Consider the following 24,273-nt stretch of genomic DNA (forward strand, 5'->3'; position numbering starts at 1 on the left):
TGCATTGTCAGTATACCGGTGGCGAAACCACCCAGATGACCACTGCCGGCTCGGCGCCGGGATTGCGCCAGCGGAACGGCTTGCCCTCGAAGCGGAACGAGTCGCCTTCGCCGAGACGATGCCAGACGCCGTCGATCTCGATCTCGAATGTGCCCGACGCGACATAGCCCGCTTCTTCCGTCGGGCGGCGCGTTTCTGTTTCCAGCTCCGCGCCCGGCGCGAACACCGAGCGCAGCATCTCGAAGCTACCGCCGAGATCGGGCGACAGAAGCTCCTCCACCAGGCCGGATTCGCTTGTGCCAAGCGAACGGCGGCTGCCGGCGCGCACGACCACGCCGCGTTCCTGCTCGACAGGCGCGTCATGGCTGAAGAACAGGCTGATCGGAACATCGAAGAGGCTGGCGAATGCCCGCAAGTCACCCAGCGAGGGAACCGAGAGGCCGCGCTCGACCTGGCTGACCCAGCCGACCGACCGACCGAGCTTGAGGGCGATCTCGGCCAGTGTGAGGCCGCGCGCCTTGCGAAGCGCACGGATGTCGCCGGCCAGCAGCCGGTCGCCATTGTCCTGCTCCGATCTGGCAGTAGTCGAGCTCAAGCGCATCTCGTGAAAAAATCTATGTAAATTTCATGAAGCGGTAAAGTCATGAAAAAATCAAGGGGATTTTCATACGCCGCAAGATTTACTTGCGCGATTTTTGAGGTTGAGGCAAAGCCACGATCACGAACGGCGAGTGGGGACGTCCGGTCGGGGACCAATACAGTTTAGTGTCTGCGGATGGTCGCCATGGAACCGGTTGCAGTTCCGGCCATGCGCGAAGGGACGGCCCATGCTGGAGAAGAATAGCCGAATCGCCATGGACGCGGCGATCGTCGACGATGCGATCCTGTCGCGCCGGTCGGTGCGCGCGTTTCTGCCCGATATGGTCGATGACGACACGATCCGCGCGATCCTGGCGGTCGCCGCGCGCGCGCCGTCGGGCACCAACATGCAGCCCTGGCGCGTCTATGTGACCAAGGGCGAGGTCAAGCAGCGCATCAGCGACGCTATCCTCAATTCCGGCATCCGGGCCGAAAAGGCGGAGTGGGACGAGTACCGCTACTATCCCGACCAGTTCTTCGAACCATATCTCACCCGCCGCCGCGCCAACGGCTTCGGGCTCTATGGCGTGCTGGGCATCGGCCGCCGCGAGGTCGACAGAATGCGCGCCCAGCACGACCGCAATTTCATCTTCTTCGATGCTCCGGTCGGTATGATCTTCACGATCGACCGGAGGCTGAACCAAGGGTCGTGGATCGACTACGGCATGTTCCTGCAGAACATCATGGTCGCGGCACGGGGCAGGGGACTGCATACCTGTCCGCAGGCGGCCTTCGCGCCCTATCATCGCCAGATCAGGCCGGTGCTCGATATTCCCGACGAAGAGATCGTCGTCTGCGGCATGGCGCTGGGCTATGAGGACACATCCAAGCCGGAGAACGAGTTTCGCACCGACCGCGCGCCGCTCGAGGACTGGGTGACGTTCGCGAAGTAGCGTCGGCTGAGGCGTCAGTCGGTGCTCATATGCGCGCCATGGCCGCTGACACGGGCGCCATCCTGCGGCGTCAGCCTCAAATAGGCCGACAGCGCGCAAAGGGTGATCAATCCTTCTATGACGAACAGGATGCGGTAGTCGTTGATGCCGGCCTTGCCGCCGCCGGCAAGCAGCGCCAGCAGCGCGGCCGCGAGGCCGACGCTGATCGCCACCGCCAGCTGCCACAGGATGTAATAGAGCGCGCTGAAGCGCGCGAGCTGCTCCGGCGCGATGTCCGAATAGGAGAGATTGCCGGTCGAGGCCCATTGCACCGAGCGGAAGACGCCGAAGGCGAAAATATAGGCAAGCACGATCCATGCCGGCAGGCTCTCCTGCATCAAGGCGAAGCCCGCGACCAGCAAAGCGACGATCGGCGTATTGGTGACCAGCACGCGCTTGAAGCCGAAACGGTTCAAAAGGCGCGGCATAAAGAAGCGCATGATCAACGACCCGATCGCGGCCACGAAGGTCAGCGATCCCGCCTGCACGGCGCTCATGCCGAAGCCGAGCTGGAACATCAGCGGCAAGAGGAAGACCACCGAGCTCAGCCCGATGGTGTCGAGGCCGCCGCCCGTCAGGAAGGAGATGCGGAAGGTGCGGATGCGCAAGAGATTGAGGTCGAGCAGCGGATTGCGCGCGCGCAGGCAGTAGAAGGCGGCAACCGTCAGGATGACGATCGCCAGGCCGAGCTCAAGCGCCATGCTGCTTGCGGCCACATCTTTCGCAGCGACCGAATCCATGCCGAAGACCAGCAGCGTCATGCCGCAGCCGACGAGCAGGAAGCCTGGCAAATCGAACGGCGTGCGCACCGGCTTGGTCGTCGTCGGAAACAGGGAGGCGGCCAGCAGCGCCGCGGTCAGCGCGATCGGGATGTTGATGTAGAAGATCCAGCGCCAAGAGACGTAAGTGGTGAGCGCGCCACCGACGAGCGGCCCGACCAGCGGCCCGGATTGGCCGGCGAGCGAAATGTACATGTTGATCTTCAGCGTGCGGTCGCGCGGGAAGCTCGACAGGATCACGACCTGACCAAGCGTGCCCATCAGCGCGCCGCCGCAGCCTTGCAGGGCGCGCGAGCCGACCAGCATCCAGATGTTTTCCGAAAGGCCGCACAAGGCCGAGGCGCCGGCGAAGACGAGCAGCGCGAAGCAATAGACGTTGCGCAGCCCAAAACGGTCGGCCAGCCAGCCGCCAAGCGGCATGGTGACGATGAGGCTGGCGACATAGACGGTGATCAAAAGGCCAAGCTGGCTTGGCGGCCGGTCGAGGCTCTCGCCGATGCCGGGCAGCGCGGTGACTACGACGTTCTGGTCGAGACTGGTCATGAACACGCCGCAAGCGACGGTTGCCGGCAACAGCATCGACGGACCCTCCGCCGGAGCAAAGCGGGTCGTGGCCGTCGCCGAAGTCTCAACAGTCATGGAAGGGTATGGTCGAACGGGTTGCCTGAGCGGACGTTTGCCCTGGCAAACGCCCGTGATTCCTTACCTATCGCGCCTGCTGGCCCAGCGCTCAAGCAGCAGTTGTAGCCGTCGATAATGCCAGATGCCGCCTGACCAATGCTAAGCCAGCAATGCCCGAGCGGGCTATTGCACTTCGTAACCGACTTCCTCCGAGGCATGGCACAAGTCCTTCCAGAAGGAGCGCGCGAAGGAGCGGAAGACGTAGATGTCGAACTGGTCTGGGCCGCTGCGCTGGATCTGGGCGAAGATGTCGTGATGGTTGGTCGAACGTCCGGCGCCGAGTGGAAAGGCCGGCAAGGCGAAATCGATAGCGAAGAACTTCGCCATCACCCATTCAGCCTTCGGACCGGCGATGCGGATCGCGGTACGGCCATGCGAGAGATCGGTCAGCGTACCGATGGCCGGCGTGATGGCGCCGGCGAAAGCCGCAGCCAGGCCTTCGGCCTCGTCCACCACGGTGAATTTTCCCGGCGCGAAGCCGAAGGCGGCACGCGCACCGCTGCTCACACCCCCGCCGGCGCCATCGGGCAGAGCGAGACCGGTGACCTTGCCGATAATTTCGATCAGCTGCTTCTCTTCACCCGGCCAGGCGGCGAGCTGCAGGATCGAGCCCGGCCGCGTCTCGGACAGGATGACATCGACGCCATGTTCGAAATTGCCGTGCGAACCCGGATGATACTCCGGCTCGAGCGGCGATTGGCATTCGGGCAAATGCTGCTCAGCCATGCATGCGGCTCCCGTCCGGATCGTAGAAATGGTTGGAGACGATCTCGATCGGCCCGAACCGGTTGCGCAGCGGGTCGGAGACGAAGGCGCGGGTCCCATGCCTTGCCTTGCCGCCCTTGACCAAAGCCAGCGCGATATATTTGCCGAGCGCCGGTGAATAGCAGCAGGCGGTGATGTGACCGAGCGAGTCGTGCGGATTGTCCTCGTCCAGTTCCTCGACGATATGGCCGCCGCCGTTGAGCGGCCGGTTGTCGAGGGCGATCAGTCCGACCAGTTCGAGCCGATCAGGCGCGATGAGGCCTTCGCGGTCCATCATGGCCGAGCCGATGAAGGGCTTCTTCTTCGACAGCATCCAGTCGAGATGGAGGTCGCGCGCCGTGGTGCGGCCGTCGATCTCGGCGCCGGTGACATGGCCCTTCTCGGTACGCATCGTGCCCAGCGCCTCGAGCCCGTAGGTGACCAGGCCGAACGGCTTGCCGGCCTCGATCAGGGCTTCCCAGACATGGGTGCCGTAGCCGGCGCCGGAATAGACCTCGAACGCCATTTCGCCGGAGAAGGACAGCCGGCAGATCATCACCGGCACGCCGGCGATCCGGCCGTGGACGATGCCCATGAAGGGCAGGGTAGCGTTGTCAACTGCGGTGCCGGTGACGCAGGAAGCAAGGATTGCCCGCGCGTTCGGTCCGCCGATCGCCGCGCCCGCCCATTCGTCGGTGACCGAGGTGACGGTGACCTTCAGCTCCGACCAGATGACGTCAAGGAAATATTCCAGATGCTGCATCACCTTGCCAGCATTGGCGGTGGTGGTGGTCATCAGGAATTCCTGCTCGCCGAGCCGCCAGGTGGTGCCGTCGTCGAAGGCAAGCCCGTCCTCGCGCAGCATCAAGCCGTAGCGGGCCTTGCCGACGGCCAAAGTGGAGAACATGTTGGTGTAGACGCGGTCGAGGAACTCGGCCGCGTCCGGCCCCTGCACGGCGATCTTGCCCAGCGTCGAGACATCGACGATGCCGGCGCTTTCACGCGTCGCCCTGGCCTCGCGGACATAGGCCTGCTCGACCGTCTCGCCGGGAAGGCCGTAGATCATCGGCCGGTACCATAGGCCGGCCGAATACATCGTCGCGCCGTTGGCCATGTGCCAGTCATGCATCGGCGTCAGCCGCTCGGGCTTGAGGTCGCCGAAACGCTCGGCAGCAAGAGAGCCGATCGAGACCGCCGTGTAAGGCGGGCGAAAGCGCGTCGTGCCGACTTCCGGGATCGGCTTGCCGAGCGCCTCGGCCATGATCGCAAGGCCAGGCACATTGGAGTTCTTGCCCTGGTCGGTCGCCATGCCGAGTGTGGTGTAGCGCTTCAGGTGCTCGACCGACACGAAACCTTCGCGATGCGCCAGCCGCACGTCCTCGGCGGTGACATCATGCTGGAAATCGACGAAGCTCTTGCCCTTGGCCTTGATCTCGAAGACCGGCGCCGGATCTGGATCGCCGGGGGCGGCTTCGACGATCGGCAGGGCTGCGGGAGCCGCCGTTCCGCCGGCGGCCGAAACGCCGGCTGCGCGGCCCTCGGCGATGGCTTCGGCGGTGGAGAAGTTGCCGGTGAAGGCGCCTGCGCCGATCCAGCGCTGCGTCGGCTTGGGCGGCAGGAAGGCCTGCCTGGCCGGGTCCCATTCAGCCTTGGCGCCCGCCTGGCTGGCGAGATGAATGGTCGGCGACCAGCCGCCCGACATCAAAAGGCTGTCGGCATGGATGCTGCGGGCATCGCCACTGAGCGCACCGCTTATGGCGTCGAAGCGCTGCACCTTGAGACCGGTGAGGGCTTTGCCGCCCTCGGTCGCAACCACGGCGTGGCCGTCCAGCAGCTCGGCCTCGGCCTCGCCGGCGAGCCGGCGCATGTCGTTCGAGACGTCGGCGCGGACATCGACGATGGCAACAATGGTCGCGCCGGCCTTCTTTAACGCAACGGCCGAGCGGTAGGCGCTGTCGTTGTTGGTGAAGAGCGCGATGCGCTGTCCCGGCAGCACGCCATATTCATTGACGTAACGTTCCGCCGCATGCGCCAGCATGACGCCGGGACGGTCGTTGCCCGGAAACACCAGCGGCCGCTCGAAGGAACCGGTGGCGAGCACCACCGTGCCGGCGCGGATCGCCCAGTAGCGCTGGCGCGGCTCGCCCTTGGCTGGCGCCTCCTTATGATCGGTCACCCGTTCGAGGGCGGCCAGCGTGTTGCCGTCGTAATAGCCCCACACCGTCGTGCGCGGCAAAAGCCGCACATTGTCGTTGCCTCCGAGCTGCGCGACCGTGCGCTGGGCCCATTCGGCGGCAGTCATGCCGTCGATGGTTTCGCCCGACCAGTTGGCGGAGCCGCCAAAATGGGCTTCGAGATCGGCGAGGATGACGCGGGCACCCTGGTCGGTGGCGGCTTTCGCCGCCATCAGGCCGGCCGGACCGGAGCCGACGACCAGCACGTCGCAAAATGCGTTCATACGCTCGTAGCGAGACGGATCGGGAGCGGTGCCAGCTTTGCCAAGGCCGGCGGCGCGACGGATGAAATGCTCGCAGAACATCCAGAAGCGCGTGCCCTTCAGCGGGCCGATCACCGGCCCCATGAAGGTCTTGTAGTAGAAGCCGGCCGACAGGAGCTTGCCGCCGAGCTGGTTGAGGGCGCCGATATCCCAGGCGAGCGAGGGGGTACGGTTCTGGCTGACGGCGACGAGCCCGTCATAGATCTCGACCATGGTGGCCGCGATGTTGGGCTCGCGCACCTCGCCGCGCAGCACCGTCACCAGCGCGTTCGGCTCCTCGACGCCGGCGGCGAGCAGGCCGCGCGGGCGGTGATATTTGAAGGAACGACCGAACAGCGTCACGCCATTGGCGAGCAGCGCCGAGGCCAGCGTATCGCCGGCATGGCCCGTATAGGGCGCACCGTCGAAGGTGAAGCGGATGGTGCGCAGTCGGTCGATCCGGCCGCCGGTCTCAGTGCGGCGCGGGCTCACGAGCGGCTCTCCGTCTTGTGGCCGCCACGGGCGAATGCGGTGCTGAGGATTTCGTGCGTGATTGTGTTGCGCACGACCCTGAGATGCGCGCGGCAACCGCCGGAATGCTGCCAGATCTCGTTGTGGTCACCGGCCGGATTCAGCCGGTCGTAGACATAGGCGTTCCAGGCGTCGAGGTCCTGCGAGGCGGGCTGCGGCCGCTCGCGGTTGCCGTCGCCCTGGTAAGTGAATTCGATGACGTCGCGCGGGCCGCAATAGGGACAGGTGATCAGCATTTTCAATCCAACCCCTAGTGCAATCTGGGCGTCGCGCCCTGGCCTTTGTCGTCGATGACCAGGCCGCGGTAGAAACGGTCGAGCGTGAAGGGCGCGTTGAACTCATGCGGCTCGTCCTTGGCAATGGTATAGGCAAAGCACCAGCCGGAAGCTGGCGTCGCCTTGAAACCGCCATAACACCAGCCGCAATTGAGATACATGCCCGGCAGCGGACCGGCGGCTATGATCGGCGAGCCGTCCATCGTCATGTCGCACAGCCCGCCCCAGGAGCGCAGCATGCGCACGCGCGCCAGGCCGGGAAACAGCGCCACCATCTCGCTCATCACCTCGTCGACGATCGGCAGGCTGCCGCGCTGGGCGTAGCTGTTGTAGCCGTCGAGGTCGCCGCCATAGACGAGGCCGCCCTTGTCGGACTGCGAGATGTAGAAATGGCCCATGCCGAAGGTGAGAACGGTGTCGACGACGGGCTTCAGCGATTCCGAGACGAAGGCCTGCAGCACGTGGCTTTCGATCGGCATGTGCGAGATGCCGGCAAGCTGCATGACGCGGCCGGTGCTGCCGGCAACCGCAAGCGCGACCTTCTTGGCGCGGATTTCGCCGCGCGTCGTCGTGACGCCGGTGATGCGGTCGCCGTCGCGCAGGAAGCCGGTGACCTCGCAATTCTCGATAATATCGACGCCGCGCCGGTCGGCGCCGCGCGCATAGCCCCAGGCGACCGCGTCGTGCCGGGCCGTGCCGGCGCGCGGCTGCATCAGCCCGCCAAGGACGGGAAAGCGCGCTGACCCGGAGAGATCCAGCGCCGGGACAAGCCGCTTGATACGGTCGACGCTCATCAGCTCGGCGTCGACGCCGAGATGGCGCATGGCATTGCCGCGCCTGGCATAGTCATCGAGCTGGGCTGGCGTGTGCGCGAGGTTCAGGCAGCCGCGCTGCGAGAACATAACGTTGTAGTTGAGGTCGTGCGAGAGATTCTCCCACAGCTTCATCGAATGTTCGTAGAAGCGGGTGTTCTGCGGCAGGAGATAGTTGGAGCGCACCGCCGTGGTGTTGCGGCCGACATTGCCGGAGCCGAGCCAGCCCTTTTCCAGCACCGCGACGTTGGTGATGCCGTGTTCCTTGGCGAGATAATAGGCGGTCGAAAGACCATGGCCGCCGCCGCCGATGACGATCACGTCATAAGAAGCCTTGGGGTCCGGCTTACGCCAGGCGGGCTTCCAATCCTTGTTGCCGGTCAGCGCGTTCTTGAGCAGCGAGAAGGCTGAATATTCCGCCATTCTTCCTATCGTCCTTATGGTGCGAGGCGGCAGACTATAGAGCAGGCGGGAAGCGCAAAGCCAAGATTGCGCCATCGCTTTTCGACAGGCCGACTATCGTCGGCACGATCGGGACGGCTTGCCGCCCGATATGCCGGTCTTTATCAAGGGCGGAAATTTCGAGAACTTTTCGGCCGCGAGTCGCCAACAAAATCATGTTCTTCCGCCTGCTGCGCCTGGTTCTGGTTGTCATCGTCGCTGCTTTCGGGCAGCCGGCGCTGGACGCGTCGGCGCAGGCGATCGGCCATGGCTCGTCACAACTCATCGCCGACCAGACCAAGGCCATCCAGGACCTGACAGCCAGAACCGACGGTCTCGAGAAGAAGCTGAGCGATCCCGACCAGGACGATGCGGGGCTCGTCGACATCCGGTTGCAGCTCGAGGATATTTCGCGCGCGGCGCTGAACAGCGCCCTGGCATTCCGGCAGCGCCTCACCGACATCAACAATCGCGCGGAGGTTCTCGGCCAGCCGCCAGCGCAGGGGCAACCCCCGGAGCCGGTGATCGTGAGCAACGAGCGCGGCGCGCTCGCCACGGAAAAAGCTCAGATCAACGCAGTCGTCGCCAGCGCGCAAAACCTGTCGATTCGCGTCAACGGCTTGGTCGACAAGATCGCCGTCATGCGCAGCGAGCTTTTCCGCAGCGTCATCACCAAGCACTACGACCTGACGGACGCACTGAGCCCGCAGGCCTTTTCCGACGCGCACGACCAGTTCACGGGCCTTTACAAGGCGGTGTCGTCGTGGGCGAGCTTCGCCGTCAGGTTCAAGTTCCAGGCGATCCTCGCGGCGACGCTTATGGCGCTGGCGCTGGCGGCGGTGCTTTTGATCGGCGGCCGGCGCCTGTTCGGCCGGATATTCGAGGCCGACCCGACCGTGGAGGATCCTTCCTATCTCAGCCGGCTGTCGGTGGCGTTCTGGTCGACGCTGCTGCCGACCCTGGCGCTCGGCGTCTTCTTCGCCTCGGCCGTGTTCTTCTTCAACTATTACAATGTGCTGCGCGGCGATATCGGCACGTTCCTCAATGCCTTGCTGACGGTGATCGCCATGGTGTTCTGCGTCAACCGGCTGACCAACGCTGCGCTAGAGCCGCGCCTGCCCAATTGGCGCCTGATCCCGGTCGCGACCGGCCGGGCGCGTTGGCTGGTCGGACTGACGACCGCCATGGCGCTGGTGCTCGGGTTCAACTACTTCCTGTCGGTCGTCAACGAGAAGATGGGATCGCCACTTTCGCTGACGATCGCCAGGGGCTTTGTCGCCGCCACCATCGTCGGCGTCATCCTGATCCTGATGGGACTGCTGCGGCCGTTCAGGGCGGCCGACGGTTCATGGCGTCCCTGGCCGGCCTGGCTTCGTTTCATCGCCATCGGGCTCGGCCTGTTCACCATCGCGGCGGCGCTGCTTGGCTATATCGGCCTGGCGCTTTTTGTGTCGTTCCAGGTCGTGGTGACCGGCACGGTGCTGGTGACGGCCTATATCGGCTTCCTGTCGGCACGCGCAATCGGAGAGGAAGGCGGCTTCGCCGACACTTCGGTCGGGCGATGGCTCTCGGAAAACTCCAGCTACGAGGATACCGCCCTCGACCAGCTCGGCCTGGTCGTCAGCATCGCCATCAACCTGATGATCGTGGTGGTGTTCCTGCCGCTGATCCTGTTGATGTGGGGCTTCCAGCCCGGCGATATCGAGGCCTGGGCCTACAAGCTGGCGACCGGCGTCACGATCGGTTCGGTGACCATCTCCGTCCTCGGCATCCTCAGCGGCATCGTCGTCTTCGCTATCGGCTATTTCCTGACGCGCTGGTTCCAGGGTTGGCTGGACGGCTCGGTGATGGCGCGCGGCAAGGTCGATGCCGGCGTGCGCAACTCGATCCGGCTCGGCGTCGGCTATGCCGGCGTGGCGGTCGCGGGCCTGGTCGGCATCTCGGCGGCGGGCATCGATCTTTCCAATCTGGCGCTGGTTGCCGGCGCGCTTTCGCTGGGTATCGGCTTCGGCCTGCAGAACGTCGTCTCGAATTTCGTTTCGGGCCTGATCCTGCTTGCCGAGCGGCCGTTCAAGGTCGGCGACTGGATCGTGGCGGGCGACGTCAGCGGCACGGTGCGGAAGATCAGCGTGCGTGCCACCGAGATAGAGACCTTCCAGCGGCAGGCGGTGATCCTGCCCAACTCGAACCTCATCAACAATGCGGTCGGCAACTGGACGCATCGCAACAAGCTCGGGCGCATCGACATCAAGGTCGGCGTTGCCTATGGCAGCGACGTCAAACGCGTCCATGCCGTCCTGATGGATATTGCGCGCGCCCATCCGATGGTGCTGAAGAATCCCGAACCATTCGTTCTCTTCGCCAATTTCGGGGCGGCCGCGCTCGAATTCGAGATCCGCGTGTTCGTCGCCGACATCATGAATGGCAGCGTCGTCCAGAACGATATCCGCTTCGCCATCTTCGATATCTTCGAGCAGGAGCAGATCGAGATACCATCGACGCCGCGCGCCGTGGTCGAGAGCAAGAAGCACGAAGCCTGGCCGATCGACGACGACAAGATCGAAGCCGAATTCGCCGAGCGCGAAAGGCTGGAGGCGGAAGCCGCGGCCGAGCGGGAACGGCTGGCCAAGATGAAGCGCAGGGGCCGCAAGCCGGACCCCGGCTGAGGTGTGTCGACATTCGGATGAGGCCGGCCTGCAAATGGCCACACGCTGCGCTCATCCGGCGCCGAAACCGATTGTGGCATGAATGCGGCATTCAGTTGCGGTTCAGGTAACATCTCATATAAGCTTCGATGCAAAGGGCGAGAATGCCTTGCAAATTTGAACAGAGGCGGTGTGCGAACACCGGAATTGCAATGTGGAAGTCTGTCGTTGCCGCCATCGCTTTGCTGGCCCTGGGCGGTTCGGCTTTCGCCGCCAGCGCGATCAACAGGGACGCTCAGACGCGGACTCTGGTCGTGACCGAAGGCGGCGCCAAGAGCGAGCTGACGCTTGCCGCCGGCGAGACGGTGGAGTTCTGCTCGAGCGGCTGCTTCGTCACTCTGCCCAATGGTGACCTCGAAGCCCTGACCGGCTCGGAAACGGTCGAAATCTCGGGCGGCGCGGCCCGCATCAAGTAATTCTCGCCACAGAGAGTGGCGCCGCAGGATTGGCAAAGGCCGGACCGATGTCCGGCCTTTTATCGTTTCCGGTAGCCGACACTTAACGACGATGGCGAAAAACCGGTAGGACAATGCTCTGCAACCGGACGTTTTAACGTTCGCTGCGTCATGACCCGCTATATCCGACCCGAGGACGCCGGCATACGGCGTGGGTTGAGTTGGCGCGTGATCTTTCCGTGATCGGAGTTTCGGGATCCTGCGCTCTATCGGGGCAGGACCATGGACGCGAGGTCGGACAGGAACGCAATTCCGCTTGCGGTCGATCTCGATGGTACGCTGATCGCAACGGACCTTCTGTGGGAAGGCCTGTTCATCCTCCTCAAGAAGAACCCGCTCTATGTCTTTCTCCTGCCACTCTGGCTAATCGGCGGGCCGGCCCGGCTGAAGCAGGAAATCGCCGGCCGCGTCGACATTGACCCAGCCTCGCTGCCTTACCGCCAGGATCTGCTTGACCGGCTGCGCGCCGAGCACCGGGAGGGTCGCAAGATCGTGCTGGCGACGGGAACGCCGCGTAAGTTCGCGGAAGCCATCGCGGCGCATCTCGGCATTTTCGATCATGTGCTGGCGACCGACGGTCCGCACAACATGACCTCCGGCAGGAAAGGCGCGGCACTTGTCGCCGCCTATGGCGATGCAGGCTTCGACTATGCCGGCAACAGCCGGCACGACCTCAAAGTGTTCGATGCAGCGCGCAACGCGCTCGTGGTGGCGCCCGACCGCAGCGCCCGGCGCTGGCAGGCGGCGCATCAAGCCGAGGCCATACCCGCGCCGAAGCCGGCGCTGAGGATCTACATCAAGATGCTGCGGATGCATCAGTGGCTGAAGAACGCGCTGATCGCTGTGCCGATGGTGCTGTCGCACGAATATTTCAACCCGAACATGATCTGGGAATGCCTGCTGGCGTTCGCCTCCTTCAGCGCCGCGGCGTCCGCCATCTATATCCTCAACGACTTCTTCGACTTGGCGCTCGACCGCAAGCATCCGACCAAGCGCAACCGGCCTTTCGCCAGCGGCGCATTGTCGATCCCATTCGGTCTCGGCGCGATCGCCGCGCTGCTTGCGATCGGCATCGCCGCCGGCCTCTTCCTTCCGATCGAATTCCTTGGCGTGCTTGCCGGCTATCTGGTCGTCACCACCGCCTATTCGCTGTCGTTCAAGCGCATGCTTCTGATCGATGTGCTGACGCTCGCGGGCCTCTACACGATCCGCGTGCTGGCGGGCGCGGCCGCCACCGGCGTCGACGTGTCCTTCTGGCTGCTTGCCTTCTCGATCTTCTTCTTCCTGTCGCTGGCGCTGGTGAAGCGCTTCGTCGAGTTGCGCACCACGGCCATCCCGCCCGGCGAGCGCATCGCAGGCCGCGGCTATCGCACCGAGGACCAGGAGATCGTCGCCCAGGCCGGCATGGCGTCGGCCTTCTCCTCGGCACTGGTTCTGGCGCTCTATATGGACAGCCCGGCGGTGCGCGAGCTCTATCCGCATCCATGGCTGATATGGCCGCTGGCGCCGATCGTGCTTTACCTGACGATGCGTGTCTGGATCCTTGCCCGGCGCGACGAAATGCATGACGACCCGGTCGTCTTCATCATCCGCGATTGGCGCAGCCAGATCGTGGTCGCCATCGGCGCGGTCTTCCTCGTCGCCGGAGGCTGGTGATGAGGCACGAGCGCTTCGGCAGCTTCGGACTGGCGACTCCGCCGGCGCGCAAGGCGATTTCGGCGGACGAGGCGATCGCCTTGCTTAAACGCGGCGAGGCGAAGACCGGATCGCTGCTCGGATACGGCAATGGCCGCTCCTATGGCGACAGTTGCCAGAACGATACGGGCATGGTGGTCGACATGCGGCCGCTCAACCGCATCCGTTCCTTCAACGCCGAGACCGGCGTGATCGAGGCCGATGCCGGCACGCTGCTTTGCGATATCATCGCTCATGCCGCGCCCTACGGCTTCTTTCCGGCCGTGGTTCCAGGTACCCAGTTCGTAACGCTGGGCGGCGCGATCGCCAACGACGTCCATGGCAAGAACCATCATCGGCGCGGCACCTTCGGCTGCCATGTCGAAGCTTTGTCGCTGCTTCGGTCCGACGGCCGAACCTATCGCTGCTCGCAGACCGACAATATCCGACTGTTCGGGGCGACGATCGGCGGCATGGGGCTGACCGGGCTTATCCTGTCGGCATCGATCAAGCTGATGCGGGTGCCCTCGCTCGACATAGTGGAAAGGGCGACGCGGTTTCGCGATCTTGGCGAATTCTTCGATTTTGCCGAGGCTGCCGACCAGGCCAACGAATATGCCGTCGCCTGGATCGACCAGCTTGCCAGCGGACATGGGCACGGTCGCGGGCTGTTGTTCACGGGCAACCATGCCGAACACGGCTCGCACGCGGCGGCGCGCGCCGGCAGCCGGTTTTCCGTGCCGGTGCAGCCACCATTCAATATCCTCAATCGGCCCTTCCTCACCGTCTTCAACGCGGCCTACCGCTGGAAGAAGGGCAGGTCCCAGGCTCCGCACCAAGCAGGCTATCAAGGCTTTTTCTTTCCGCTCGACGGGGTCCGCGACTGGAACCGGCTCTACGGGCCGCGCGGGCTTTTCCAGCACCAAAGCGTGGTGCCGGAGGCGAATGCGCGCCGCATCGTGCCTGTGCTGCTCGACGCGGCACAGCGGGCAGGGCAGGGATCGTTCCTGACCGTGCTCAAGCGCTTCGGCGATGTCCGCTCGCCGGCGCTGCTGTCGTTCCCGCGGCCCGGCTACACGCTGACGCTCGATTTCCCCAACCGGGGTGAAAGAACGTTGCGGCTGCTCGCCGGACTCGACCGCATCGCAGTCGAGGCGGGTGGCGCGGTGAACCCCTACAAGGACGCCCGGATGGGACCTGAGACATTCGCCGCGTCGTTCCCGCAATGGCAGCAGCTGGAGGCGCTTCGCGACCCTGCTTTTCTGTCGAGCTTCTGGATACGGACGGCAAAAAGACTGGATGCAACGAAAGGTGTTTTTGAAGCCGCATAATAGATAAAGGTCAGATAAATCATGGTAAATGAAAGGTTATACCGTGATTCACTCAAAGCATCGTCGAAGCTTCACGAAATCTTTGTGGGTTTGTAATAGGACCGCCCAAGAGGCGGGGTGGCAACAATGAAATACATAATCTTCATTCTCTTCACGGTCATGACCAATGCCGCAGCGCAGCTGATGCTGAAGCAGGGCATGATGTCGATGGGGCCGGTCTCCTTCGAGGGCGTCAATCCGCTCGTCAAGCTCTTGCAGATCGTGTTCAGCCCCTGGGTGTTCCTCGGCCTGTGCACCTTCGTCATCTCGATGGCATCGCATCTCTACGTGCTGTCCAAGGTCGAGCTCAGCTTCGCCTATCCGTTCCTCAGCCTCGCTTATGTCGCCGTGGCGATTTTCGCCTATTTCGTCTTCCGCGAGGACCTCAATGGCTGGCGCATCGCCGGCATCGCGTGCATCTGCGTCGGCACGGTGCTGATCGCGCAAAGTGGTCGGGAAATGGGTAGGCGCGGGCATGAGGACCAGACAGCATCCATCAATCCCGACAAGATCGGGATAAGCGAGATCGTTCGATGAGACATGTGATTTTCGGCGGCGACGGCTTCGTCGGCCGCCACCTTGCCCCCAAGCTCGCCGCCGATGGCGAGACCGTCGTCGTCGCCGATATCGTCAAGAGCGACCTGCCGCATTACCGCTCCATGCGTTTCGTCACCTGTGACGTCACCGATCCGGTCTCAGTCGCGGCGGTCGGCCTCAGGACCGACGACATGGTCTACAACCTGTCGGCGAAGATGCTGTCGCCGATCCAGGTGCGCGCCAAGCGGCACGATTTCTTCTTCCCGGTGAATTTCCACGGCACCGAGAATATTATCCAGGCGATGGACAAGGCCGGCGCTTCGAAGCTGGTCCACTACACGACCGACATGATCTACGGCCACACGGTCGTGCTGCCGATGACCGAGGACCATCCGGTCGCGCCGCTCGGCGAGTACGGGCTGTCGAAGCTCAAGACCGAGGAGCTCGCCGCTGAATGGCGCAAGCGCGGCATGTCGATCTCGCTGTTCAGGCCGCGCCTGATCATCGGGCCCGGCCGTCTCGGCATCCTGGAAAAGCTGTTCAAGCTGATCGACTGGAATTTTCCGGTGCCGATGATCGGCTCGGGCAGGAACCCTTACCAGTTCATCTCGGTATTCGACTGCGCCGAAGCCGCCCGCGCGGCCTGGAAAGCCGGCGTGCCGAACGAGGCTTACAATCTCGGCTCGCTCAATCCGCCGCCGGTCAAAAAACTGCTCGGCGATCTGATCCGCCATGCCGGCTCCAAATCGATCCTGCTGCCGACGCCCGGCTGGGCGGTCAAGCGCACGCTCGACCTGCTCGACTGGTTGAACATGCCGATCATGGATCCGGAACAGTATCTGATCGCGGACGAGGAATGCGTGCTCGATGTTTCCAAGGCCGAGCGTCAGCTTGGCTGGGTGCCGCAATATCGCGACGAGGACATGCTGATCGCCGCCTACAACGAATATCGCGCCAAGATGGACGGCCACGCCGTCGCCACCAGACAGGTTCCCGCCGAATAGAGCGCGAAGGGGAGATTTTTCAGATGACCGTCATGGCCAAGCCGGAACATACCGGAACACGCACGCTGGTCGACGCGCCGGCGCTTTCGCCCACAGCAATCGCCAAGCCCGATCTGATCAGCGTCGAGCAGGCCAAGGCGATGGACGTCGCCCGCATCACCGACCTGTTCAAGGCTCATCTCAACCCTGGACAGCTGCATTTCATGAAGCTGCTCGGCTTTCACAAGGTCAAGATCGAGCACGCCGAGGGCATGTTCTATATCGACCAGAACGGCCGCAGGATCCTCGATTTCTTCGGCGGCTTCGGCTCGCTGGCCTTCGGCCACAACCACCCGCGCATTTTGGAAGCCCGGAAGAAATTCCAGGAGGAGAAGCGCCAGGAGATCGCCATCGCCTTCATGTCGCAATATGCGGCAGCGCTTGCGCACAACATCGCCAAGTGCTCGCCCGGCGATCTCGACATGGTGTTCCTGGGCTCGTCGGGTTCTGAGGCCATGGAAGCGGCGGTGAAGCTCGCCGAGCGCGCTGCGGGCCCGAAGCGGCCGAAAATCGTCTATGCCGAGAATTCCTTCCACGGCAAGACCAAGGGCGTGCTGGCGATCACCGACGGCCAGCTCTACCGCGCCGATTTCAAGGTCGCAGACAATGTCGTGCGCGTTCCTTTCGCCGACATCGACGCGGTCGAGCGGCTGTTCAAGAGCAATCCGGAGATCGGCGTCATCGTGCTGGAAACCATCCAGGGCGGCGGCGGCATCATCCAGGCGCCCACGGAGTACTGGCAGAAGCTGCGCGCGCTTTGCGACCAATATGGCGTTCTGTGGGTCGCCGACGAAGTGCAGTGCGGCTATGGCCGCTCGGGCCGCTTCTATGCTTTCGAGCATTACGGCGTGGTGCCGGATGTGACGGCGCTGGCGAAATCGCTGGGCGCCGGCAAGGCGGCGGTCGGGGCGATGATCGCCAGGCGCGACGTCTACATGAAGGCCTATGGCACGCCGAAGACGGCGATGATTCACGCCATGGCGACTTTCGGCGGCATGGGCGAGGCCTGCGTCACCGCGATCGAGGGCGTCAACGTGCTCTATGACGAGGGGCTGATCGACAACGCCGCCTCGACGGGCGACTACCTTCTGCAGCGGCTGAAGGCGCTGAAGGAAAAATACCCGAAGATCATCAAGGACGTGCGCGGCAAGGGTTTTATGATCGGGCTTGAGTTCCACGACTTCTCGCAGACCTTGCCGATGGTGCTCAGACCGGTGGTGAGCGTGCTCGACGACAAGCTTAAGGGCTCGCTGTCGGGCTTCGTCGGCTCGCTGCTGTTGCGTGACTATGACGTGCTCGTCGCCTTCACCGAATACAACCGCAACGTCATCCGGCTCGAGCCGCCGCTGATCTGCCAACCCGAGCATGTCGACCGCTTCGTCGACGCCTTCGACAGCCTGTTGTCGCGCGGCATCGTGGCGATCGTGAAGGACTTCGTGAAAAGCCAGGTCGGTAAATAGAGGCCGCCGAGGATGCTGACCAGGCCGTCCGCTCCGACCAATCCGCTGGAACGATTGACCGGCGCCGGCCTGGCGTGGGGCGAGGGGGCTTACGCGAAATGGGCGGCATCGATCGGGGCGATCACCTTCTCGCTCTATATCCTGCTCACCGCCGCGACCGCCTGGCTTATGCCCGACGCCAACTGGGACATGCTGCCCTATCTCGCGATCGCCGAGGAAAGCGCCTACCCGGACCCCCAGGCGCTGCATGACTATGCCTACGGCACGGTCAAGGCCGGCGTGGTGGCCGGCGATTACAAGGCGCTGACCGACGACGGCGCCGGCTTCCGCAGCCATACGGCGCAGAATGCCGCCGATTTCCATTCGCTGCTCGGCATGTACCGGATCAAGTTCCTCTATGCCGAAATTCTTTCCGGCCTCAGCCATGTCGTCTCGCCGGTCGAGGCGATGCGGCTGGTGCAGGTGGTTTCCGTGCTTCTGTTCGGCGCCATTACGCTCGCTTGGCTGCGCGCCGAGGACGCGCTGGCGCTGGCGCCTGTCGTCGGCGCCTTGCTGATCATGGCCGATTTCGGCGATGCGGCGCGGGCCTCGACGCCGGACCTTCTGTGCTCGGCACTATTCCTCGGCGGTGTCTTCGCCTATGTGCGCAAGCGCGAGGCGGCGACGGCGGTCCTGCTGTTCCTTGCTTTCCTAGCCAGACCCGACAACATCGTCTTCCTCGCCATTTTTGCGGCGCTGCTCGTCGCTTTCCGTGAGAAGGCATGGGGCGCGCTGGCAGGCTTCGCGGCCTCCTTCATTGCTTATTTCGTCATTTCGCATTGGGCCCAGCATCCCGGCTGGTGGCCGCATCTTTGGTTCTCCAGCATCGAGCAGCATTACAACATGGACGGGTTCGAACCGCCGTTCTCGGTGACGGCCTATCTCAAGGCCTTCGCCGCCTCGGTGGTGCGTGCCATCAACGTCAACAGCTGGGTCGGCGTGTCGGTTCTGGCACTGGCCGGATGGTACGGCTTGAGCCGCGCCGGTTTCCGGCTCGACCGCCGTGCCGGCATCCTGCTGGCGGCGCTTGTGCTCGGCGTGCTGGCGAAATTCGCCGTCTTCCCGATCCACGACAGCCGCATCTACTTCCCCAATCTTCTGCCGCCCTTCCTGCTGCTTGCCGCGCCGCTGATGGCGCTGTGGGCATCGGCAAGCCAGGGCAGGCACCGCGCCGCGCTGCAGGTCATTCCCGGAGACAAGTCATGAACTCGCTTTCCAGTCTCGCGCGCGTTCTTCTGTCGCTCGGCCTTCCGGCCGGCCTGCTCGATCGCGGCCCCTCCCTGCACGGCACGAAATTCCTCGCCAAGGCGGCGCTTAAGGCACGGTTCGGCGGCAACGGCCGGCCGTTCCAGATGGTCAATGTCGGCGCCTGCGACGGCGCGCTGTTCGACGACGTAACACCCTGGCTGCACCGGATCCCCGGAGCGTGCGCGATGCTGGTCGAGCCGATCCCGTACAATCAGAAGCGGCTGCGCGCCAATTACCCGGATGCCAGCCGCTTCGTCATAGAGCCGGTGGCGGTGACCAGGACCAAGGGCACGATCACGGTCCATACATTCGATGCCGCGGCGCTCGAAGCCGGCACACTGCCGATCGAGTTCATCGGCTGCTCATCGGTCACCGAAACCAATCTGATGTCGGGGAAGAACGCCTGGGGCGAGGCCGATGCCAACTTCAACAAGTTCGCGCCGCATCTGAAGGATATCGAGGTGCCGTCGGAGACCTTGCAGGCGCTGCTCGACCGCAACGGCATTGCCCATATCGACGCCTTCCTGGTCGACTGCGAGGGCGCCGACTGGATGGTGTTCGAGCAGCTCGACCTCAAGCGCTACCGCCCCGGCATGATCAAGATCGAGGTCGGCGCGCTGCCGGCCGCCGAGATCGGCCAGGTCGTGGTGAAGCTGAAGACCGCCGGCTACCAGGTCGGCTTCCAGGCCGAGGACATCTGGGCATTCGCCTGAGCGTAACCGCATCCGGTGTTGCGCTTGCGCGCCGGGTCGCGCCGTACCTGCGGCGTGTCGCAAACAGGCGGTAGCTCAATCCGCGTCCTCTGCATATTGTGCGCCATTCGAAGGGCGCGCAAACGCGCCCGTCCATCATTCCGGAGTCGCGGGCAATGGCAGAGTTTCCGAAAAAGGCGAAGGTCGTCATCGTCGGCCTGGGCGGTATCGTCGGCGCGTCCGTCGCCCACCACCTGATCGAGCGCGGCTGGGACGACATCGTCGGCATCGACAAGTCGGGTATCCCGACCGACATCGGCTCGACGGCGCACGCCTCGGACTTCTGCTACACGACCAGCCACGACTTCCTGTCCTGCTGGACGACGCTCTACTCGATCGATTTCTACGAGAAGATGGGCCACTACGCTCGCGTCGGCGGCCTCGAAGTGGCGCGTGTCGGCGACGACGCCCGCATGGACGAGATCAAGCGCAAGATCGCCTCGGCAAAATCCTTCGGTACCCGCGCGCGGCTGATCGAGCCGGCCGAGATCAAGCAAAAATTCCCGCTGATCGAGGAGCATCTGGTGCAAGGCGGCCTGTGGGATCCGGATGCCGGCCTCGTCATCCCGCGCTCGCAGACGGTGGCGGGCAAGCTGGTCGACCAGGGCGTCGCCGCCGGCAAGCTTCAGGCTTTCGCCAACACTTCGGCCAAGGAACTGATCGTCGAGAATGGGCGCATCAAAGGCGTGGTGACCGAGCGCGGTACGATCGAGGCCGATTATGTCGTGGTCTGCACAGGCATCTGGGGCCGGCTCACCGCGGCGCTGGTCGGCGAGGACCTGCCGGTCATGCCGATCGACCATCCGCTGACATTCTTCGGCCCCTACAACGAGTTCGCCGGAACCGGCAAGGAGATCGGCTGGCCGCTGCTGCGCGACCAGGGCAACTCGGCCTATATGCGCGACACCGGCGATCCGAAAACCGCCGAGGGCGGGCAGATCGAATGGGGCTATTACGAGGAGACCAATCCGCGTCTCTGCCACCCGCGCGATCTCCTTGAAAAAAACGAGGCGCGGCTCTCGCCGTCGCAGCGCGACCTCGACATGGAGCAGATCATGGCGCCGCTGGAGCGCGCCATGGAGCTGACGCCGATCCTCGGTGAGCTCGGATATAACGAAGGCCATTCCTTCAACGGCCTGCTGCAGGTTACCACCGATGGCGGCCCGTCGATGGGCGAAAGCCAGAAGGTGAGGGGGCTGTGGTATGCCGTCGCCATCTGGGTCAAGGACGGCCCGGGCATGGGTAAGTTGATCGCCGACTGGATGACCGACGGCCGCACGTCGATCGACCATCACGCGATCGACTATTCGCGCTTCTATCCGCACCAGATGCAGGAACAGTTCATCTGGGATCGCTGCACCGAGACGGCGATGAAGGTCTACAATCCGGCGGTGCATCCGCGCGAGCCCTTCTCCAAGGGCCGCAATGTCCGCCGCTCGCCGTTCTATGAGCGCGAGAAGGAACTCGGCGGCTATTTCATGGAGTTGGGCGGCTGGGAGCGCGCCCATGGCTACGCGGCCAACGAGCATCTCCTGGAGAAGTACGGCAACCGCGTGCCGGTGCGCGAGAACGAATGGGACAACCGCCATTTCTGGCGCGTCTCCAATGCCGAGCACCTGGCGATGAGCGAGGATTGCGGCATCGTCAACCTCTCGCATTTCTCCATGTACGACGTCGAAGGGCCCGACCATGTCGCGCTGCTGGAATGGCTGTGCGCGGCCAAGATCGGCGGCGACAACAATATCGGCAAGGGCATCTACACCCACTTCCTCGACGAGGAAGGCATGGTGCGCGCCGACTTTACCGTCATCCGCATGGCCGATCGGTGCCGGCTGATCGACGGCGCCGACGCCGGCCCGCGCGACTTCCGCTACATGCAGCGCACCGCGCAGGACAAAGGCTTCGACGTCACCGTCACCGACGTGACGGAGAAATACGTCACCATCGGCATCTGGGGACCGAATGCGCGCACGACCCTGCAGAAGGTGGTCGAGGATCCGAACGGGCTGACGCCGGAGAATTTCCCGTTCGCGGCAATCAAGCCGATCCGCATCGGCGGCAAGGACGTCACCGCCTTCCGCATCTCCTATGTCGGCGAGCAGGGCTGGGAATTGCATATGCGCTACGAGGATGGGCTCGCCGTCTGGGACGCGCTGCGCTCCACCGGCGTCATGCCGTTCGGTGTCGAGACCTATGCCAACACGCGCCGCATGGAAAAGAGCCTGCGCCTGCAGAACGCCGATCTGCTCACCGAATACAATCTGCTCGAGGCCGACCTCGCCCGCCCGAAGGTCAAGGAGAACGACTTCTGCGGCAAGGCCAAGCATCTGGAGTATCGCGCCCGCGAGCACCAGCCGGCGATGCTGTGCACGCTGGTAATGACCGACAACAAAGACGCCAAGGGTGTCGCGCGATATCCGGTCGGCACCATGCCGGTGCTGGATCCCGCGACCGGCGAGACGCTGGTCGACGAGCTCGGCCGCCGCTCCTTCACCACTTCGGTCGCCTACGGCCCGACCATCGGCAAGAACATCGCGCTCGCCTATCTGCCCTGGGCCTATGCGCAGGAAGGTCGCAAGCTCAACGTGGAATATTTCGGCGAGACCTATCCGGTCGAAGTGGCCGGAGTCGGCTACAAGCCGCTCTATGACCCGGAGAACCTCAAGCCGCGGAGCTGACAACCGGCGCAATAGCGGCAACTGGTCGGAAAAGCTTTGGCCTTCCTCGAAGGCTTCAGGCTTGGCTTGATGTGCTGGGGGCCAACAGCTTATGTGGCCCATCAGCAGCCCACGAAAGCCACACGCCCCATGCGCATTCTGTCCGACGCCTTCATTCCCGAACTGCCCAACCGCTACAACGGCAAAGTGCGCGAGAACTACGATCTGCCGGACGGGCGCCGCATCATCATCGCCACCGATCGTCTGAGCGCGTTCGACACGATCCTGGCCTCGATCCCATTCAAGGGGCAGGTCCTCACCCAGACGGCGCGCTACTGGTTCGAGGAAACAGCCGGCATCTGTCCCAATCACGTGCTGGAATATCCCGATCCCAACGTAGTGGTTGGCAGGCGGCTCGACATGCTGCCGGTCGAGATCGTGGTGCGCGGCTATCTGGCGGGGACCACCAGCACCTCGATCCTGACCAAGTACAGGAAGGGCGAGCGGAGCTTCTACGGGCATAATTTCCCGGATGGGCTGCGCGACAATGAAAAGCTGCCGCAAGCGATCATCACCCCGACCAGCAAGGCCGCCAGCGGCGGCCACGACGAGCCGCTGTCGGAAGCCGAGATCATCGAACAGGGGCTGCTTACGCAGGCCCAGTGGGACACGGTATCGCGCTATGCGCTGCAGCTGTTCGCCCGCGGCCAGCAGCGCGCCGCCGGACGCGGCCTGATTCTGGCCGACACGAAATATGAATTCGGCACCGCGCCGGACGGCGCCATCGTGCTGGCGGACGAGATCCACACGCCCGACAGCAGCCGCTACTGGATCGCGGCGAGCTACGACGAGGCGTTCGAAAGCGGCGTGCGGCCGCAGAGTTTCGACAAGGATTTCGTCCGCTCGTGGGTGTCGGCGCGCTGCGATCCCTACACGGATCCGATCCCCAAAATTCCCGACGAGATCGTCAACCAGGCCTCGGCGGTCTATATCCAGGCCTATGAAGCGATCACGGGCGCGAAATTCGTGCCCGACCTTTCCGGTGACAGCGTGCTGGAACGCGTCCGTTCGAATCTCGCGCGGTATTTTTGAGCGGTCCCGCGGCGGCGGAATCCGATGCCCGGATTCCCGGCTTTTGCGCGCGGCGATTTTCGCCTAACCTTGCTCCATGTCTGCTTATGCCCGTGCAAGGCATATTTTTTCAGGCAGTGCCGCGCTGGCGCTGGCGCTCTGGCTGACACCGGCAGCTTCTCCCGCCGAGCCTGTCGATGTCGAGCTGGTGCTGGCGGTCGATGTTTCGCTGTCGATGTCACCGGCCGAGCTTGAGATCCAGCGTCATGGTTATGCCGCGGCGCTGACGCATGACAATGTGCTGAAGGCCATCGCCGACGGCGCCTACGGCAAGATCGCGGTAACCTATGTCGAGTGGGCAGGCACGACCTGGCAGCGCGTCATCGTGCCGTGGACGGTGATCGCCAACCGCGCCGATGCCGAGAAGGTGGTGGCGCAACTCGATGCCCGTCCGCCCGACAGCGCTCGGCGGACCTCGATCTCCGGCGCGTTGAGCTTCGGCAGCGACCTGTTCGCCGAGAGCGGATTCCAGGGAACCAAGCGTGTCATCGACATCTCCGGCGACGGGCCCAACAACCAGGGCGCCCCGGTCGACCTCACGCGCGACGAGGTGGTCAAGCAAGGCATCACCATCAACGGGCTGCCGTTGATGACGCGCGGCGGTTTCAGCGGCGCCTTCGACGTCGAAAATCTCGACCGCTATTACAGCGACTGCGTCATCGGCGGACCGGGCGCCTTCATGATCCCGGTCAATGACTGGACGCAGTTTCCCGAAGCGATCCGCCGCAAGCTGGTGCTCGAGCTTGCCGGTCCCGCTTCGCTGCAATGGGCGGCGCAAGAGGCCGCGCATCCGCCGGTCGTGCTCGCCGACGACGGGCCGGCCGCGGATTGCCTGGCGGGCGAGAAGATGTGGCGCAACCGCGGCTGGGGCACGCCGTGAGCAATCGAGAAG

The 24,273-nt window shown here is 64.0% G+C and carries 19 protein-coding genes; 13 read left to right on the forward strand and 6 right to left on the reverse strand.

Annotated features, from left to right (window positions below; all coding sequences use genetic code 11):
• Window positions 1-7: 7 nt before the first annotated feature.
• Window positions 8-601 (reverse strand): helix-turn-helix domain-containing protein, encoded by a 594-nt coding sequence (locus LB520_RS01170; RefSeq protein WP_224636123.1) that lies wholly within the window; start codon window positions 599-601, stop codon window positions 8-10.
• A gap of 226 nt (window positions 602-827) precedes the next feature.
• On the opposite strand from LB520_RS01170, the gene LB520_RS01175 reads away from it, so the two are divergent.
• Window positions 828-1,532, forward strand: a complete 705-nt coding sequence (locus LB520_RS01175) for a nitroreductase (protein WP_095764905.1) — start codon at window positions 828-830, stop codon at window positions 1,530-1,532.
• 14 nt (window positions 1,533-1,546) lie between these two features.
• On the opposite strand, the gene LB520_RS01180 is transcribed toward LB520_RS01175, so the two are convergent.
• From LB520_RS01180 to LB520_RS01200, 5 genes are all read right to left on the reverse strand, one after another.
• Window positions 1,547-2,929 (reverse strand): MFS transporter, encoded by a 1,383-nt coding sequence (locus tag LB520_RS01180; protein ID WP_224636124.1) that lies wholly within the window; start codon window positions 2,927-2,929, stop codon window positions 1,547-1,549.
• 225 nt (window positions 2,930-3,154) lie between these two features.
• A complete protein-coding gene (gene soxG, locus LB520_RS01185; protein ID WP_224636525.1) occupies window positions 3,155-3,742 on the reverse strand; it encodes a sarcosine oxidase subunit gamma family protein in 588 nt (195 codons plus the stop codon).
• Between the two features lie 7 nt (window positions 3,743-3,749).
• A complete protein-coding gene (locus LB520_RS01190; RefSeq protein ID WP_224636126.1) occupies window positions 3,750-6,743 on the reverse strand; it encodes a sarcosine oxidase subunit alpha in 2,994 nt (997 codons plus the stop codon).
• Window positions 6,740-7,018 (reverse strand): sarcosine oxidase subunit delta, encoded by a 279-nt coding sequence (locus tag LB520_RS01195; RefSeq protein WP_095764908.1) that lies wholly within the window; start codon window positions 7,016-7,018, stop codon window positions 6,740-6,742. The genes LB520_RS01190 and LB520_RS01195 overlap by 4 nt, the downstream gene beginning before the upstream one ends.
• Window positions 7,019-7,032: 14 nt before the next feature.
• Window positions 7,033-8,292: a sarcosine oxidase subunit beta gene (locus tag LB520_RS01200; RefSeq protein ID WP_224636128.1), complete on the reverse strand. Its 1,260-nt coding sequence runs from the start codon at window positions 8,290-8,292 to the stop codon at window positions 7,033-7,035.
• Between the two features lie 194 nt (window positions 8,293-8,486).
• On the opposite strand from LB520_RS01200, the gene LB520_RS01205 reads away from it, so the two are divergent.
• From LB520_RS01205 to LB520_RS01260, 12 genes are all read left to right on the forward strand, one after another.
• Window positions 8,487-10,976: a mechanosensitive ion channel family protein gene (locus LB520_RS01205; RefSeq protein WP_224636130.1), complete on the forward strand. Its 2,490-nt coding sequence runs from the start codon at window positions 8,487-8,489 to the stop codon at window positions 10,974-10,976.
• A 191-nt stretch (window positions 10,977-11,167) separates the two neighbouring features.
• Window positions 11,168-11,431 (forward strand): hypothetical protein, encoded by a 264-nt coding sequence (locus tag LB520_RS01210; RefSeq protein ID WP_095764911.1) that lies wholly within the window; start codon window positions 11,168-11,170, stop codon window positions 11,429-11,431.
• 261 nt (window positions 11,432-11,692) lie between these two features.
• Complete coding sequence (locus LB520_RS01215) at window positions 11,693-13,126, forward strand: UbiA family prenyltransferase (protein WP_224636132.1); 1,434 nt, start codon at window positions 11,693-11,695, stop codon at window positions 13,124-13,126.
• Complete coding sequence (locus tag LB520_RS01220) at window positions 13,126-14,475, forward strand: FAD-dependent oxidoreductase (protein ID WP_224636134.1); 1,350 nt, start codon at window positions 13,126-13,128, stop codon at window positions 14,473-14,475. Before LB520_RS01215 ends, LB520_RS01220 begins: the two co-directional genes overlap by 1 nt.
• A 126-nt stretch (window positions 14,476-14,601) precedes the next feature.
• The gene (locus tag LB520_RS01225) at window positions 14,602-15,051 is read left to right on the forward strand and encodes an EamA family transporter (RefSeq protein WP_224636135.1); all 450 of its coding nucleotides are present in this window, start codon (window positions 14,602-14,604) and stop codon (window positions 15,049-15,051) included.
• On the forward strand, window positions 15,048-16,055 hold the full coding sequence (locus LB520_RS01230) for an NAD-dependent epimerase/dehydratase family protein (RefSeq protein ID WP_224545499.1): 1,008 nt from the start codon (window positions 15,048-15,050) through the stop codon (window positions 16,053-16,055). Before LB520_RS01225 ends, LB520_RS01230 begins: the two co-directional genes overlap by 4 nt.
• 23 nt (window positions 16,056-16,078) lie before the next feature.
• Window positions 16,079-17,554, forward strand: a complete 1,476-nt coding sequence (locus tag LB520_RS01235; protein ID WP_224636136.1) for an aspartate aminotransferase family protein — start codon at window positions 16,079-16,081, stop codon at window positions 17,552-17,554.
• A 12-nt stretch (window positions 17,555-17,566) separates the two neighbouring features.
• Window positions 17,567-18,799 carry a hypothetical protein gene (locus LB520_RS01240; protein ID WP_224636137.1) on the forward strand — a complete coding sequence of 411 codons (1,233 nt, stop codon included), beginning with the start codon at window positions 17,567-17,569 and terminating at the stop codon, window positions 18,797-18,799.
• Window positions 18,796-19,554 (forward strand): FkbM family methyltransferase, encoded by a 759-nt coding sequence (locus LB520_RS01245; protein WP_224636138.1) that lies wholly within the window; start codon window positions 18,796-18,798, stop codon window positions 19,552-19,554. Before LB520_RS01240 ends, LB520_RS01245 begins: the two co-directional genes overlap by 4 nt.
• A gap of 155 nt (window positions 19,555-19,709) precedes the next feature.
• A complete protein-coding gene (locus LB520_RS01250) occupies window positions 19,710-22,271 on the forward strand; it encodes an FAD-dependent oxidoreductase (protein ID WP_224636139.1) in 2,562 nt (853 codons plus the stop codon).
• Between the two features lie 129 nt (window positions 22,272-22,400).
• Complete coding sequence (locus LB520_RS01255) at window positions 22,401-23,342, forward strand: phosphoribosylaminoimidazolesuccinocarboxamide synthase (protein ID WP_224636140.1); 942 nt, start codon at window positions 22,401-22,403, stop codon at window positions 23,340-23,342.
• A gap of 76 nt (window positions 23,343-23,418) precedes the next feature.
• Window positions 23,419-24,261, forward strand: coding sequence for a DUF1194 domain-containing protein (locus tag LB520_RS01260; protein WP_224601871.1), 843 nt, complete (start codon window positions 23,419-23,421; stop codon window positions 24,259-24,261).
• Window positions 24,262-24,273: the final 12 nt, after the last annotated feature.

This window comes from Mesorhizobium sp. CA12, from assembly GCF_020165255.1.
In the GTDB taxonomy this organism is placed as follows: domain Bacteria; phylum Pseudomonadota; class Alphaproteobacteria; order Rhizobiales; family Rhizobiaceae; genus Mesorhizobium.